Raw genomic sequence first — 15,160 nt, 5'->3', positions numbered from 1 at the left:
GTCCCCCAGAATTAGCCGGCGATGCGTTTCAATAAGTGGGCATGCCGGCATCCACTTGCTGCGCCCAGCTATCCACCCCGCCTTGTAAATTGTAGACCTGTTCGAATCCGGCATGCTCTAGAAAATGCGCTATCTGCATGCTGCGCACACCATGATGGCAGATCACCACAATATGCGCCTGTTTGTCGAGCATATCGAGTTTGCCCGGGACGCTTTGCATCGGTATCAAATGGGTATTGGCGATATGGCAATGCTCATATTCCCAGGGCTCGCGCACGTCCAGCAAAAAAGGGCTGGCACGGCTGGTATCCTGCACCCATTGCTGGAGTTCGTGCGCGCCGATTTGCTGCATGGCGGTTAAAATACGAAGCGTTCGGGTTGCTGTGCGTTGATGAGCGGCTGAATGCTGGTTTCAAACAGTGTCACGGTATTGTAGGCGCCTTCGGCCATGCAGGTGATGAGCTGGGCCTGCATGGCTGGCGCATCGCCGACGATGGCGAACATCCGTCCACCAGGCTTCAGGTCGTGCAGGTAAACTTCGGGCAATACAGGCGTGGAGCCGGCCAGCACAATCACATCATACGGGCCATGCCGCGACCAGCCGCGTGCCGCGTCGCCCACTTCCAGCGAGGCATTGGCAAAACCATGCGCCTTGAGTTTGGCTTCGGCGCGTGTCTTGAATTCCGGCACGATATCCACGCTGTGAACGTGGTGTCCCTGATGTGCGAGCAAGGCGGTGAGATAACCGCTGCCGGTGCCGACTTCGAGGATCTTGTCAGTTTTTGTGATGGCTAATTCCTGTACGATGCGCGCTTCGAGTTTGGGCTGCATCATCAACTGGCCGTGGCCGAGCGGAATTTCCATATCCACAAATGCCAGGGTACGGTAAGTTTGCGGGACGAATTCCTCGCGTTTGACCTTGGACAGCAGGTTGAGAATGTCCTGATCCAGCACATCCCAGGTACGGATCTGCTGCTCTACCATGTTGAAACGGGCTTGTTCGATATTCATTATTTAACACCTGGGCGCGAACTTATACCTTGCGATTATTCCATAATTCCTTTAATTTAACATCTTTGCTAGGGGTCTGCGCCGGATGTTGGTCAGCGCAGTGAGACACACCCTTTGAACCTGATACGGGTCATGCCGTCGTAGGGAAGCATCTGGCCGTGCTCCTTACGCTATTCTGCTTAAGGACTTTCCATGAATGCCAATCCCCAGTTTATTGCCGCCACCGCCCATGTCGACGAAGCGGCCGTCCAGCCCTTGCCCAATTCGCGCAAGATGTACGTCGAAGGCAGCCGCCCTGATATCCGCGTGCCGATGCGCGAAATCAGCCAGGCCGATACGCCAGCCTCATTCGGGGCCGAACCCAACCCGCCGATTTATGTGTACGACTGTTCCGGCCCTTACACCGATCCGGCAGCGAAAATAGATATCCGCACTGGGCTGGACACCGTGCGTGCCGGCTGGATCGAAGCGCGCAATGACACCGATGCGCTGACCGAGCTGAGTTCAGAGTATGGGCTTGAGCGCTTGAACGATGCCGGGCTCACCGTCATGCGTTTCCCTGGCCTCGCTCGTCAGCCGCGTCGTGCCAAGGCGGGAAAAAATGTCACGCAAATGCATTACGCGCGACAGGGCATCATCACGCCGGAGATGGAATATGTGGCCATTCGCGAAAATATGCGTCGCAAGGAATACATCGAGTCGCTCAAGACTGCCGGTTCCACCGGGTTGAAAATGGCGGAATTGCTGGGCCGCCAGCATCGTGGGCAAAACTACGGCGCTGCGCTGCCCGAAGAAATTACGCCGGAATTCGTGCGTGATGAAGTGGCGCGGGGCCGTGCCATCATCCCCGCCAACATCAACCATCCGGAAACCGAGCCGATGATCATCGGACGCAATTTTCTGGTGAAAATCAACGCCAACATCGGCAACTCGGCGCTGGGTTCATCGATCCAGGAAGAGGTCGAAAAGATGACCTGGTCGATCCGCTGGGGCGGCGACACGGTGATGGATCTCTCCACCGGCAAGAACATCCACGAAACGCGCGAATGGATTATCCGCAACTCACCCGTACCGATCGGTACGGTGCCTATTTATCAGGCGCTGGAAAAGGTGGATGGCAAGGCCGAAAACCTGACCTGGGAAATGTTCCGCGACACCCTGATCGAGCAGGCCGAGCAGGGTGTGGATTATTTTACCATCCACGCCGGCGTGCGCCTGGCACACGTGCCGCTGACCGCCAAACGCATGACCGGCATCGTGTCGCGCGGCGGCTCGATCATGGCCAAGTGGTGTCTGGCGCACCACAAGGAAAGCTTTCTTTATACGCATTTCGAAGACATCTGCGAGATCATGAAGGCGTACGACGTGAGCTTCAGCCTCGGCGACGGCCTGCGCCCCGGCTCGATTTACGATGCGAATGACGAGGCGCAACTGGCTGAATTGAAGACACTGGGCGAACTCACCCAGATTGCCTGGAAGCATGATTGCCAGGTGATGATCGAAGGCCCGGGCCACGTGCCCATGCAGCTGATCAAGGAGAACATGGACCTGCAGCTGGAGTGGTGCGACGAAGCGCCGTTCTATACCCTGGGGCCGCTCACCACCGACATTGCGCCCGGCTACGACCACATCACCAGCGCCATCGGCGCCGCGCAAATCGGCTGGTACGGCACCGCCATGCTGTGCTATGTCACACCGAAAGAACACCTGGGCCTGCCGGACAAGGACGATGTGAAAGAGGGCATCATGGCTTACAAGGTCGCCGCCCACGCGGCCGATCTGGCCAAGGGTCATCCGGGCGCGCAGATTCGCGATAATGCCTTGTCCAAGGCGCGCTTCGAGTTCCGCTGGGAGGATCAGTTCAACCTCGGCCTCGACCCGGACAAGGCGCGCGAATTCCACGACGAAACCCTGCCCAAGGATTCAGCCAAGGTTGCCCACTTCTGTTCCATGTGCGGCCCGCATTTCTGCTCCATGAAAATCACCCAGGACGTGCGCGACTATGCGGCACAGCAGGGATTGTCGGAGCAGGATGCCTTGCAAAAGGGCATGGAAGTGAAAGCAGTTGAATTTGTGAAGCAGGGCGCGGAAATTTACCGCAAGGCATAATTCGCATTGAAACTTCTGGTGCGCCGTTTCATGGATTGAAACAGCGTACCTGCCGTGCGCCTGAATAGGAAAAACCCGGTTTGACCATATCTGACGATATCCGCGTCATATCTTCACAGAATTTCTTTATCATGAATGCGCCGATGTAACCATTGTGCGCATTCACGAAATATCCGGCCATGCATTTCGCGGGTGGTTAACGCGTGTATATTAGCCCTAACTGATTTGCGCCCTGAACGGGTTTTTTTTTGTGCGAGGAACAATGGACAATCTGATATATCTCAAAGCCTTCATCATGGGGCTGGTAGAGGGTGTGACGGAATTCTTGCCGGTATCGTCTACAGGCCATCTGATTATTGCCGGCGACTTGTTGAATTTCAACGATAACGTCGGGAAAGTATTCGAAATCGTTATCCAGCTGGGTGCGATTCTGGCCGTGGTATGGGAGTTCAGGGCGCGTATCGGCGAGGTGGTTGGGGGTTTGGGCAGCAAGCCCGCATCGCGGCGGTTTGCCATCAACATCATGATCGCTTTTATGCCCGCCGCTGTTTTCGGGCTGTTGTTCATCAAGGCAATCAAGGCGCATTTGTTTAACCCATTCTGGGTCGGCGTATTTTTCATTCTGGGCGGTTTCGTGATATTTGCAGTGGAACGATACGCACGTAATCCGCGTATTCATCATGTTGATGACATGACGTGGAAGGATGCGCTGAAAGTGGGTTTCGCACAGGCTTTTTCCATCGTGCCGGGTACGTCGCGTTCAGGCGCCACCATCATGGGCGGGATGATTTTCGGGCTGTCGCGACAGGCGGCCACGGAGTTTTCATTTTTCCTGGCCATACCCACCATGTTCGCGGCGACTTTCTACGAAGTGGCAAAGCATTGGCATGAACTCCATGTGCATGATTTCATGGTGTTCGGAATTGGTTTTGTCACCGCTTTCGTTAGTGCATTTTTCGCTGTACGTGCGTTGCTGCGCTATATTTCAAACCATAGTTTTGCAATCTTCGCCTGGTATCGCATTGTGTTTGGCGTGATATTGCTGATTTATTTCCGCGATACCCTGTTTGCGAGCGCCGCCTAAGATTCCGCAGTGTTGTCCGGATGTCTGTGAGGCGATGGGAGGAAAGGCAGAAAGCCGGCCCGCACAGCAGCGGGCCTGAATTCAAACCGTTTCGGACTGTTGCATATAATGCGCAACGTGGGCCAGCAGTTCTTCTTCCTGGAATGGCTTGCCGAGGTAGGCATTGACTCCCAGACTCATGGCGTGATCACGATGTTTATCTGCAGTGCGCGAGGTGATCATGATAATGGGCACCCCGGCCAGTTGCTCATCTGCGCGCATGGTTTTGGTCAGCTCGAAGCCATCCATGCGCGGCATCTCGATGTCCAGCAACATGACATCCGGGATGACATCCTGCAGCATTTGCAATGCATCCAGGCCATCCTTGGCGGTGATCACTTCATAACCTTCGCGCGTCAGCAGCCGGCCGGTAATTTTGCGTACAGTGAGTGAGTCATCCACGACCATCACCACCTTGCTGCGTACGGCTTCAATTTCTATGACTGGCGCCACTGTCGTCTCGGTGTGTTCACCCTGACGCAGTGCCAGTTGTACCGGGTTGAGAATGAGGACTACCTGACCATTGCCGAGCACCGTGGCGCCAGCGATACCGCTGACGCGGGCTAACTGCGGACCGATATTTTTGACCACGACCTCACGGTTGCCGATCAATTCGTCCACCAGAATGGCGCAGCGTTGTGTGGCGCTTCTCAGCAGAATGATGGCGTTGTAGCGTTGCGAGAGGTGTGCCTGTTCCATCTGGCCGAGAAGGTGCGGAAGGTAGAACAGATTATAGTGATTGCCCTGCCAATTGATGGCGCCCGTGGCAAGCAGATCGACCAAAGCCTCACTTTTGTATTCCTGGACTTGTTCGACCATGGTGGATGGCAGCGCGTACAGGTGCTCGCCGGCCTTGATCAGAACCGTCTGCGTGACGGCGAGGGTAAGCGGCAGGTAAATCATGAACTGCGCACCTTTGCCGGATTCGCTCTCGACTTCTATACGGCCACCGAGGCTGGTGATTTCGCTTTTGACCACATCCATGCCAATGCCGCGGCCGGACAGTTCGGTGACCGATTCAGCTGTGGAAAAACCGGGTGCAAAAATGAATTGCATCAGCTGATTGGGGGCGACATGAATCTCGGGTTGCAACAAGCCATTGGCGATTGCACGGGCGCGAATTGCCTCCAGATCAAGCCCGCGCCCATCGTCGCGTAGCGACAGCATGACTTCGTTACCTTCCTGGCGCGCATGCAGCACAACTTCGCCATATTCCGATTTCCCGGACCCTATCCTGTCTGCGGGGAGTTCGAGGCCGTGAGCGACGGCGTTGCGTAACAAATGCTCGAAAGGCGCGACCATTTTTTCCAGTACGCTGCGATCGATTTCAACCTGCTCGCCAATGATCTGCAAGCTGGCTTTTTTGCCCAGGTCCTTGGCCGCGCGACGCACTGTGCGGTGCAGGCGATCGGCAATGCTGGACAGGGGCACGATACGAATATGCATCAATGCCTGTTGCAGATCGCGCGTCATCCGGCCCTGCTGGGTCAGGGCAGCCTCGGTTTCGTTGAGGCCGACTGTAATGTTCTGCTGGACGGTGCCGACGTCGTTAATACTCTCGGCAATCATGCGCGTGAGTTCTTGCAAGCGTGTGAAGCGGTCAAATTCGAGTGGGTCGAACTGCTGATCATCCATTTGCATATGCGACAGCGTGGATTGCATCTGGCTTTCAGCCTGGATTTCCAGTTCGCGCAACTGACCGCGCAAACGTCCGATATTTTCTGCCAATTCACCTGCATTTTGCTTGATGCCGGATACGCTGCTTTCAAGACGCGAGCGGGTGATACTGATTTCACCGGCCTCGTTGACCAGACGGTCTACCATTTCAGCACGTACGCGTAACATGCTTGCGCTGGTTTCCGGCTCGATCATGGGCACAGCGGGCGTGTGTACTGGCGTGACGTGAGGCGCGGCCTGCTGATCTGTCTGGGTGCCCTCGCCGAGAATGGGGGCTTCTTCAGGATGCAGCAATTGGTGCAAAGCGTCGTTCAGACGATCCAGCTCGATCTCGAATTCATCGAAATAGGCTGTGTCGAGAGAGCCGGATTCAAGCGCGTTGACAACCTGGGTTTCCATGACATGGGTCAGCTCGCCAAGGCGCATGGCACCGGCCATGCGTGCGCTACCCTTGAGGGTATGCAAGAGGCGCTGCAAACTCGCCGGTGCATCACCCTGGGTCGGGTCAGCGCGCCAGTTGCGGCTTTCAGCGCCGATTTTCGGCATCAGTTCAGCCGCTTCCTCAAGGAAGATCGGCAGCAGTTGATCGTCCAGGTCATCCACGATATTGCGCCGCGCCTGCTGCTCGTCGGCAGTGGCTAGCAGCGTGTTGAGATGGGGAATATCAGCGGCAGGTTCATCAATATTTAGTGGCTCGAGAGGAGCAATTTCATTCTCGACACCAGGTGCTATTGCAGAGTTGTTACTCGCAACTTCACTGTCTGACAGTTGTGCTTCATATTCAAGCGTGGCAGCCTGCAAAGCCTCGAGGGCGGCAATGAGGTCATTTCCATGTACAGGAGATTGCTGCGCACGGATACTGTCCAGCATTTCACCTAATGCGGTGATGGTCTCGTCTGTAAGCTTGCTGTCGGCGGGTAATGGTGCAACGCTTTCCTGCAATTGGGTAAGCCATGTTTCCAGCGCGTGTGCAAGATCGGCCACGGCGGTGAAGCCTGTGGTCCCGGCAATGCCGGCCAATGTGTGCGCGGCACGCATGAAATCGTATGCGACCGGTTCGCCAATGTTGGTTTGCAGACGCACGAATTCGTGCCGTAAAGTAGCATGATGCTGTTCGGCTTCGCGCAGAAAAATGTCCAAAAGCGGCGCGGAGATCAGGTTGGCGCCGATACTGATGCGGTCGTCTTCGGGAGGCGCGATTTCAGCGGCGTCCTCTTCGGAACTGATGGCGCCGATGTCCGTTTCGACTACATCAGATGGGGTCGCCGATTCATCTGGAAGGCTGAATTCATGCGTGCTGGATTCAGGTTCAGGTGCCGACACAGGTTCCAGAATGGCCGGCTCAGGCGCCAGGCTGGCCGATTCCTCAGTGGGCTGGACATCTTGTATTTGCACCGGTTCCAGCTCTTCACCCGTGCGTAACTGGTTTGCCCTGCTCACTAATTCGCTTGCTGAAATAAGCGCTTGTCCACTGGATTTTAGCGATTGAATCCAGCCATCAAAGTGACCGTGGGCGTCTGTCAGCACAGCCAGAAGAGCTGCGCTGGCCGGTTTTTCATCCTGCAGCCACTGATTAAGCAGCTGCTCGATGCTCCACGCAACTTCACCCAGGTCGGTGAGCCCTACCATGCGGCCGCTGCCTTTCAGGGTATGGAAATTACGGCGCAGTGTCGTCAGACTGTCATTGTTATGGGATTCAGCGCGGCATACTTCCAGATGGCTGGCGATGCTATCGAGCACTTCGCAGGCTTCTTCCAGAAACACTTCCAGCAGTTCCGCATCAATCGCCTGACTTGTGGCTGCATCGGGCGTTTCAATTGCGGACGCGGGCAGTGCAGGTTCATTACCCGTGATGTTCTGGATGGCTTGAGACAGTTCCGGATTGGGTCCATTGTCGGCAAGCTTTAGCGCCTCGGCAGTTTGTTGTTTGAGCGCATAGTCCCCGATGAGCTCGGCATCTTCTTCCAGCTCAAGCAGTGCGCTCAAAAACTTTTTTTGAGTGTGTGCCTCGCCGGGCGCTTCCTGCCAGGCTGTCAGCTGACCAGGCAGATTGTGTTTCAATGTATCCAGATTATCTTCGACACTGGCAGTGGGCACATTCGCCGATGCGCCTGGTTCAGGCTCATATAACCCCATCTGCTGAAGCGCGGGAAGCAGGATCGTATCTGCATCGTTGCGCTGGTGACGGAGTGCGTCAATATAAAGACCAAGGCTACTGAGGGCGTCTGCGATGACTGCAAAATCAGCTTCGTTAATGGGTTGCTGGAGATCCTGAAAACCCGACACAATGTCTCGGGCTGCAGTGAGTAGCTGCCCGGCCTGATCCAGCTGCAGGATGCTCAAAGCACCTTGTACCTGTGTCAACGGGGAATTGATGCCGCCCAAAGCCTGGCGATCATGTGCGGGGTCACGGAAAAACGCATCCAGTACTTCTTCGGCGTGGTTCAGATTGGATTGGATTTCCTGTGCAACCTGTGCGATGAGCAATCGCTCCTGGGCATGGCGCGATATTTCATCCAGCAACGGAATTTCCGGTATCTCGGATACATCCACATCGCCGTATGCGGCAGCGCGCAGCCGCTGTATTTGTACATCGGTTTGCGCAACCAGCTCGCCGGTAACGTTCTGGTAGTTTTCCAGCGTGTTCTGAATCAGTAATAGTGCGGTGGCAATTTCCAGACCCAGTGTTTCGCTTTTGCCTGTTGGAAGCGTGTCCAGGGATGTGGCGATCTCGCTGATTTGAGTCAGCAAATTCAACAGTGGCGTGCTTTTCAGTTCGGCAGTTCGTGCCAGCAAAGCGGAGGTCTGGGATCGGAATTGTGCCAAACTGTCACGATTGCCGGCAGTAAATTTGAGCCAGGACTCCTTGGCCGGACCGAGCAGATTGCGCAGTTCCTTGAGTAACGGCAGCAGCGCGGTCATTTCACTGGATGCGGCGCTATCGTCTGGCATCATGTTATCCAGCGCAAAAGCCTGCTTGACGGCTTTGACATGATCGCTGACATCGCGGCTTTTTGCCACGAAATAAAGGATGTCCTTGAGCAGGCGTTCGGCGACTTTATACGAGCCTTCAGCCTGGCGGCGCATTTGCAAATCGATGCGTCCGCACAGTTGCTTGACCGCAAAATTGGGTTCGATGGCGTGATTGGCAAGGCAGTCTACAAATGCCGTGGCGCCCCACCATAATGTACGATTGGCAGGCAGTGCCATGGCTTGCTCGATTTCATGCACTGCCGTACGCATCACCGCCAGACCCCGGTCCGCATTTTGTTGGCGCAGGAACGCCAGCAGGCCGCGCTGGAACTGGACGCGTGATTTTTTTACCAGCGCCGCCAATTCTTCTTCGGAACGCGACACTACGGATTGAATCTTCGGAGCGCGCTGACCCATATCCGGAAAGAATAGATCACTTTCTGTGCTGTTTTCAACGCCAAGAATGGTGCGGATTTCCTTGTAAAGCGGAAACAAGCGCAGTTCCAGGTTGGGCTTGCCTTTGATCAGGTCATCCAGATACAGACAAATCGCATCGATGCTGCGTTGCAGCAGATCAATAGCAGCCGTATCGATAGGCAGCGTCTGGTTCTCGAGTTGCTCCAGCAGTTTTTTGGCTTCCTGCGAAACAAGTGCAACACCTTGCAGCCCGACCATCTCGATGGCACCGCTGACCTGGTTTAGATACGTGCGGGCATTACGCAACTGTGCAGGGTCGTCCTGCCCGACACTGAACTGGTCCAGTATCGTGCGAGTTTGCTGCAGGGCGTGGTCGATTTCGCTCTTTACCCAGCTTAATGGGCCGGTATCGTATTCCGCAGTTGCGCTCATGGTGTGTCCTGTTTAGTCAGCTAGTCGCAGCGGCGTGCGCTCTGCACACGCCGGAAGTCAGTGTGTTATGTCAGCTTGAAGCCGGCAATCGATTTCTTCAGATCGGCTGCCAGGTCGCTCAGGGCGCCAATTGAAGATGCAGTCTGGTTTGTACCAGTTGTCGTCTGCTCGGTAATGTTCTGGATGTCCTGCATGGTGCGGGCAACTTTGGTGGCTGCCGAAGCCTGGGCTTCGGTCGCGGTGGAGATGTTTTCGATCAAGGCCGCCAGATTGCGGGAGACCTGACTGATCTCGGACAGCGCCTGACCGGCAGCATCGGATAGCTTCGCACCTTCAACCACACCCTGGGTACTGGTTTCCATGGCGGCAACCGCGTCTTGCGTATCCGATTGAATGGTTTTTACAATGGCGGCGATCTGCTTGGTCGCTTGACCGGAGCGTTCCGCCAGACGTTGCACCTCTTCCGCAACCACCGAGAATCCGCGCCCTGCTTCACCTGCTGATGCGGCCTGAATGGCAGCGTTCAAGGCGAGCACGTTGGTCTGTTCGGTAATGTCGGAGATCAACTCCACAATTTCGCCAATTTCCTGTGATGACTCACCCAGGCGTTTGATACGCTTGGAGGTTTCCTGAATCTGCTCACGAATGCCATTCATACCTGCAATGGAGTTTTGCACTGCGTGGGTGCCTTTTTCAGCGGCTTCCAGTGATTGGTGCGCCACCTGTGCCGATTGGCTGGCACTGGCTGACACCTCATTAATGGATTGCGACATATCCAGAATAGCGGCAGAAGTATCTTCGATTTCACGTGATTGACGTTGTGCCGCAGACAGGAGTTCGTCCGACACCAGTTTAGCTTGCGTGGTCGTCGAATTGACTTGATCAGTTGCCTTGTCAATACCTGCAACCAGTGACCGCAGTTCATCGATAGTGAAGTTGATCGAATCCGCGATCGCGCCGGTGATGTCTTCGTTAACCGTCGCGCTGACGGTCAGGTCGCCTTCCGAGAGGTCACCCAATTCGTTCAATAACCGCAAAATAGCTTCCTGGTTGCGTTTGTTCTCGGCCTCACCTTGCAACGCGCGGCGTTTGGCTTCGTTAATGTTGATATATCCAAACAATGCCAGGCTGGCTAGCCCCAGTACCCCAAACAGAATGGCCAGGGCATTGCCAAGCGCCCCCAGCTTTTGATAAGCGATGGTGATTTTTTGCGTGTCGGACAGAAGTTTGTCACTTTCGGTGAAAATTCCGTGTCCCGCCTGTTTGGCCTCCACCAGGGGCTGCATGTTGGCAAGGATGTTGTTGACGTCAACGTCAAATCCTTCGTAGGCAGTGAGAATGTCCTGCAGTTTGGTGCGTACGTCCTGATCCGTGGCGGCAGTCAGGCGCAGCTTTTCGCTACCGTCATGCAAGCCATTCATGATGTCCTTGAAAGTAGTCGCATCTTTGCCCAACTGAAATGCCACATCCTGATCAATGACTTCGCCGGACAGCAGCGTGTTGGCATTTTTAGCCATACGCTGGGTCAGCATGACCATTTCGCTGGCTAGCGAGGTAGGCCGTTGTGCTGCATTGGCATCGTTCATGCGGCCAACGAGTTGCTCGGAAAGTTCCAGCAGCGTACTGCTGTTCTTGTTGATGTTTCCTACGCTCTTATGCAGGCCAACCAGCGTTTTTTCCTGGCCCAAAATCAAATCGATCTGCTTGGCCATCGGCTTCCAGTCTTTGTCGAGCGTGGCCAGTAGTGGCTGAATCGAACTGGGTGAAGCAGGGATGCTGCTGTTACCGTTTACCAAGCCTGACAGGCTGTTTTTGTAAATATTACGGCTATCCTGGAGTTGTTTGAATGCTTCCGGGGTGCCTAGCACGGCCTGTTGCGCACCCTTGGCAATGCGTTGTGACAACATCTGCATCTCTGTGGATGTTCCGATATATTCGGTCTTGTTACCCACTTGAATGGTGCTGTATGTCACCAGACCGGCTGCCAGCACAATCAGCCCCAAGGCTGCGCCGAGGGTAAGCATGTACTGTTTTTCGATCGGCAAATGGCCGATAAGCGGCGTCTCTCCGGGGGTCTTTGCGGAAATTTTGCGCAATCCGCTCATGATCAGCGTGGTGTGCTCAGGCACGTCGCGCGTATTCCTGGATTTGGCAGTTTTGTCCTTGGAGGACTTCAGATTGAAACTGGGAAAGCTGATAGCCATGCTTTTCTCCGCGTTAAAGTTGTTTAGTAGATTGTTATTATGAAATAGCTAGATGCCGGCCTGGAGAAAAGTCGGGTGCGAAACCAATGCGCCCATGTCCAATACTTTCCAGGAGACATTTTGTCCGTCACGATAATGACGGCTTACCCATTCTGTATCCGGCGTGCCGGTTTCCGTGTGAGCGGCGTGTTCCAGGCTGCGTAGTCCCAGTGTCTGGTCAACGAGCAATGCGGCATTCACGGCAAAGCGGCTGTGTACCAGCAGTAAGCGCGTGTCCGGCCCTGGTGTAACCGGGGCGTGACCGGAAAAGGCGGACAGGTCGACAACGCTATATAGTTTGCCGCGTATATTGGCGACCCCCAGCAGCCAGGGCTTGGCAAGCGGCACCCGTATCCATGGCCCCGGCGCAATGACTTCGCTGATGTTGCCCAATTCGATCAACCAGTTTTCCTCGCCGACGCGCACTCCCAGGCTGGTCGCCAGCGTGGTGCGCGTGCCCGCATCCTGAAGCCGGGTACTCAGATCTTGCTGGAATTGTTTGAGGCTGACGCGTTTTGACATGGTCGTAAGTGAGTTGTCAGAAACTGAAGCTTATAAAGTACGGATCTTTTGCAGCAAGGCAGGGCCGTCGATGGGTTTCACCATGTACTCAATGGCGCCCTGACGCATTCCCCATATTTTATCGGTTTCCTGATTTTTGGTTGTGCACAGGATGACCGGGATATGCTTGGTGTCGTCGTCGCGTGAAATCGCGCGGGTGGCTTGAAAGCCATTCAGACCTGGCATCACGACGTCCATCAGGATCAGGTCTGGTTTGGTCTGCTTGGCTTTGTCCAGCGCCTCAGTGCCATTTTCAGCCATGCTGACCTCATAGCCATTTTTGCCGAGCAAATCAGCCAGGAAAAAGCGTTCGGTCGGAGAGTCGTCTACAATCAGGATGCGTTGGATAGCCATGGTAATAATCTCGTCTTAAAAAGTCAGGCAGCTAAATGCTGGGTGGTGTGGCGTTGTACTGCAGTTAACAGGGTATCTTTGGTAAAAGGTTTGGTCAGGTATTCATTGGAGCCCACCATGCGCCCGCGCGCCTTGTCGAACAAACCGTCCTTGCTCGACAACATGACCACCGGGGTGGCACTGAAATGTGCGTTTTTCTTGATCAGCGAGCAGGTCTGGTAGCCGTCCAGGCGAGGCATCATGATATCCACGAAAACCACATCCGGCAGATGCTCGGTGATTTTAGCCAATGCATCAAACCCGTCCTCAGCCAGAATGACCTGGCAGCCGGCCTGATTGAGAAAAATCTCTGCGCTACGGCGGATTGTATTGCTGTCATCGATGATCATTACTTTGATACCAGCCAGATTTTTCGTGTCGCTCACGCTGTACCCCGTCCTGAGTGTGTCGGTTTCGGCCTGCGCGGTGGTTCAATTGCAATAAGCACCAGTACAGGCTTTGAGTAAATATCGGACTGCCGGGCGAAATCTTTAGGAATTGCTACGCGTCCTATATTTGAACAAGCTCGAAATCGTCCTTGCGTGCGCCGCAATCCGGACAAGTCCAGTTGGGAGGCACGTCGTCCCAGCGGGTTCCAGGGGCAATGCCATCATCCGGACGACCCTTTTCCTCTTCATAGATAAAGCCGCAGATCACACACAGATAAGAGTTGAAGGGGGTTGCCATTAGAATTTCCGCTTTTCGGTTAAAATGATTATTCTAACTCCATAATGCACCGAAGTATCGGGTGCCACCGCCTCGACCATGACCGAAGAACTCCCGCCTATCGTACTCACTTTTGCCGCGACCGATCCCAGTGGCGGGGCCGGTATTCAGGCCGATATTCTCACGCTGACCAGCATGGGTTGCCATGCCTTGTCGGTGGTGACGGCGATCACGGTGCAGGATACGGTGGGCGTGGACGATTATCTGCCTATAGATGCCGACTGGATCGCCGATCAGGCGCGCAGCGTGCTGGAAGACATGCCGGTGGCCGCTTTCAAGATCGGCCTGCTCGGCAGTATCGAAGCGATTGCTGCGATTGCGGAGATCGTCAGCGATTACCCCGATGTTCCGCTGATACTCGACCCTGTACTGGCATCCGGGCGTGGTGATGAACTGGCGAATGACGACATGCAGGCGGCGCTTCTCGACATGCTGATCCCGCAGACCACTATCCTGACCCCCAACAGTATGGAAGTCAGGCGTCTGTTACAGGATGATGGTGAAGAAGGTGTGGAACTCGATCTGGAAGAATGCGCCCGACGCTTGATTGATTTGGGATGCGAATATGTGCTGATTACCGGCACCCACGAAAATACGCCGCAAGTCTTCAATACGCTTTATGGCGAAAACGGTCTGTTACGACGGGATGCATGGGACCGCCTGCCGGGCAGTTATCATGGCTCGGGTTGTACGCTGGCATCCGCGATTGCCGCCGCGCTGGCGCATGGTCTGGATCTGGCGGAGGCGGTCCGGGAGGCGCAGGAATTCACCTATGAGTCATTGCGCGCAGCATTTCGCCCCGGCATGGGACAATTCATTCCGGATCGTTTGTTCTGGGCGCGCGAGGGTGAGAAGCCGCAATGATAGGCGGGCTCTACGCGATCACGCGTGAAACTGACGACAGCGCACGGCTGCTGAATGAGGTCGAGGCCGCCCTGAAGGGTGGTGCCGCGGTTGTCCAGTATCGCGATAAGAGCGGTGATGTGGCGCGCCAGCATGAGCAGGCCAGCGAGTTGCTGGAGAGGTGCAGGCGTTACAGGGTGCCATTGATTATCAATGACAGCTTGCGTCTGGCCGATCTGGTGGATGCGGATGGTGTCCACCTCGGGCGCGATGATGGCGGCATCCGTGAAGCACGCATTGTGCTGGGAGCGGCCAAAATCATCGGCGTATCGTGCTATCAAAGCCTGGATCTGGCTTTGGCAGCCCAAAAAGCAGGCGCTGATTATGTGGCTTTCGGCAGTTTTTTCGCGTCCGTTACCAAACCCGATGCGCCGCGTGCGGATTGCACATTGTTGCAACAAGCCAGCCGGGCATTGCGCCTGCCCATCGTGGCAATAGGCGGCATCACGTCTGAAAATGCAGTGTCGCTCATCGAAGCAGGTGCCGATGCAATAGCGGTTATCAATGCCTTGTTCGAAGTACCCAACGATATCGAAGCGCGTGCGCGTCGCTTCGCTGATCTTTTTATTGCTGAAACAGAAGACTGAAAACC

Annotated in this window: 12 protein-coding genes and 1 riboswitch; of the genes, 4 read left to right on the top strand and 8 right to left on the bottom strand. The window is 55.2% G+C overall.

Annotated elements, in window-relative coordinates:
• Window positions 1-28: 28 nt before the first annotated feature.
• On the bottom strand, window positions 29-352 hold the full coding sequence (locus ACYCZJ_RS07265) for a rhodanese-like domain-containing protein (RefSeq protein ID WP_461553559.1): 324 nt from the start codon (window positions 350-352) through the stop codon (window positions 29-31).
• Between the two features lie 5 nt (window positions 353-357).
• Window positions 358-1,011: a protein-L-isoaspartate O-methyltransferase family protein gene (locus ACYCZJ_RS07260; protein WP_461553558.1), complete on the bottom strand. Its 654-nt coding sequence runs from the start codon at window positions 1,009-1,011 to the stop codon at window positions 358-360.
• 60 nt (window positions 1,012-1,071) lie between these two features.
• Window positions 1,072-1,175, top strand: a riboswitch (TPP riboswitch).
• Window positions 1,176-1,203: 28 nt separating this feature from the next.
• Between ACYCZJ_RS07260 and thiC the strand changes: the two genes are divergently transcribed.
• Complete coding sequence (gene thiC, locus ACYCZJ_RS07255) at window positions 1,204-3,120, top strand: phosphomethylpyrimidine synthase ThiC (protein WP_461553557.1); 1,917 nt, start codon at window positions 1,204-1,206, stop codon at window positions 3,118-3,120.
• Between the two features lie 262 nt (window positions 3,121-3,382).
• The gene (locus ACYCZJ_RS07250) at window positions 3,383-4,204 is read left to right on the top strand and encodes an undecaprenyl-diphosphate phosphatase (RefSeq protein WP_461553556.1); all 822 of its coding nucleotides are present in this window, start codon (window positions 3,383-3,385) and stop codon (window positions 4,202-4,204) included.
• Window positions 4,205-4,285: 81 nt separating this feature from the next.
• Here ACYCZJ_RS07250 and ACYCZJ_RS07245 read toward each other — a convergent pair whose 3' ends face one another.
• From ACYCZJ_RS07245 to ACYCZJ_RS07220, 6 genes are all read right to left on the bottom strand, one after another.
• Window positions 4,286-9,742: a hybrid sensor histidine kinase/response regulator gene (locus ACYCZJ_RS07245; RefSeq protein ID WP_461553555.1), complete on the bottom strand. Its 5,457-nt coding sequence runs from the start codon at window positions 9,740-9,742 to the stop codon at window positions 4,286-4,288.
• Between the two features lie 65 nt (window positions 9,743-9,807).
• Window positions 9,808-11,946 carry a methyl-accepting chemotaxis protein gene (locus ACYCZJ_RS07240; RefSeq protein WP_461553554.1) on the bottom strand — a complete coding sequence of 713 codons (2,139 nt, stop codon included), beginning with the start codon at window positions 11,944-11,946 and terminating at the stop codon, window positions 9,808-9,810.
• A gap of 48 nt (window positions 11,947-11,994) precedes the next feature.
• Complete coding sequence (locus tag ACYCZJ_RS07235) at window positions 11,995-12,507, bottom strand: chemotaxis protein CheW (RefSeq protein ID WP_461553553.1); 513 nt, start codon at window positions 12,505-12,507, stop codon at window positions 11,995-11,997.
• Between the two features lie 30 nt (window positions 12,508-12,537).
• Window positions 12,538-12,900: a response regulator gene (locus tag ACYCZJ_RS07230; RefSeq protein WP_461553552.1), complete on the bottom strand. Its 363-nt coding sequence runs from the start codon at window positions 12,898-12,900 to the stop codon at window positions 12,538-12,540.
• A 23-nt stretch (window positions 12,901-12,923) separates the two neighbouring features.
• On the bottom strand, window positions 12,924-13,289 hold the full coding sequence (locus ACYCZJ_RS07225; protein ID WP_461553593.1) for a response regulator: 366 nt from the start codon (window positions 13,287-13,289) through the stop codon (window positions 12,924-12,926).
• A gap of 160 nt (window positions 13,290-13,449) precedes the next feature.
• Window positions 13,450-13,626: a rubredoxin gene (locus tag ACYCZJ_RS07220; protein WP_461553551.1), complete on the bottom strand. Its 177-nt coding sequence runs from the start codon at window positions 13,624-13,626 to the stop codon at window positions 13,450-13,452.
• A gap of 78 nt (window positions 13,627-13,704) precedes the next feature.
• Between ACYCZJ_RS07220 and thiD the strand changes: the two genes are divergently transcribed.
• Both thiD and thiE read left to right on the top strand, forming a co-directional pair.
• Window positions 13,705-14,529, top strand: coding sequence for a bifunctional hydroxymethylpyrimidine kinase/phosphomethylpyrimidine kinase (gene thiD / locus ACYCZJ_RS07215; RefSeq protein WP_461553550.1), 825 nt, complete (start codon window positions 13,705-13,707; stop codon window positions 14,527-14,529).
• The gene (gene thiE, locus ACYCZJ_RS07210; RefSeq protein WP_461553549.1) at window positions 14,526-15,155 is read left to right on the top strand and encodes a thiamine phosphate synthase; all 630 of its coding nucleotides are present in this window, start codon (window positions 14,526-14,528) and stop codon (window positions 15,153-15,155) included. Before thiD ends, thiE begins: the two co-directional genes overlap by 4 nt.
• The last annotated feature ends 5 nt before the right edge of the window (window positions 15,156-15,160 follow it).

It is taken from the genome of Sulfuriferula sp. (assembly GCF_054605375.1).
The sequence above is the reverse complement of the archived record's forward strand: the minus strand, read 5'-3'. Positions and strand labels throughout refer to the sequence as shown.

Bases quoted from the DNA above. Each gene is read 5' to 3' on its own strand.
- thiD (WP_461553550.1), top strand. From the start codon at position 13,705: ATGACCGAAGAACTCCCGCCTATCGTACTCACTTTTGCCGCGACCGAT.
- ACYCZJ_RS07220 (WP_461553551.1), bottom strand. From the start codon at position 13,626: ATGGCAACCCCCTTCAACTCTTATCTGTGTGTGATCTGCGGCTTTATC.
- ACYCZJ_RS07245 (WP_461553555.1), bottom strand. From the start codon at position 9,742: ATGAGCGCAACTGCGGAATACGATACCGGCCCATTAAGCTGGGTAAAG.
- ACYCZJ_RS07235 (WP_461553553.1), bottom strand. From the start codon at position 12,507: ATGTCAAAACGCGTCAGCCTCAAACAATTCCAGCAAGATCTGAGTACC.
- ACYCZJ_RS07240 (WP_461553554.1), bottom strand. From the start codon at position 11,946: ATGGCTATCAGCTTTCCCAGTTTCAATCTGAAGTCCTCCAAGGACAAA.
- ACYCZJ_RS07250 (WP_461553556.1), top strand. From the start codon at position 3,383: ATGGACAATCTGATATATCTCAAAGCCTTCATCATGGGGCTGGTAGAG.
- ACYCZJ_RS07225 (WP_461553593.1), bottom strand. From the start codon at position 13,289: ATGATCATCGATGACAGCAATACAATCCGCCGTAGCGCAGAGATTTTT.
- thiE (WP_461553549.1), top strand. From the start codon at position 14,526: ATGATAGGCGGGCTCTACGCGATCACGCGTGAAACTGACGACAGCGCA.
- ACYCZJ_RS07265 (WP_461553559.1), bottom strand. From the start codon at position 352: ATGCAGCAAATCGGCGCGCACGAACTCCAGCAATGGGTGCAGGATACC.
- ACYCZJ_RS07260 (WP_461553558.1), bottom strand. From the start codon at position 1,011: ATGAATATCGAACAAGCCCGTTTCAACATGGTAGAGCAGCAGATCCGT.
- thiC (WP_461553557.1), top strand. From the start codon at position 1,204: ATGAATGCCAATCCCCAGTTTATTGCCGCCACCGCCCATGTCGACGAA.
- ACYCZJ_RS07230 (WP_461553552.1), bottom strand. From the start codon at position 12,900: ATGGCTATCCAACGCATCCTGATTGTAGACGACTCTCCGACCGAACGC.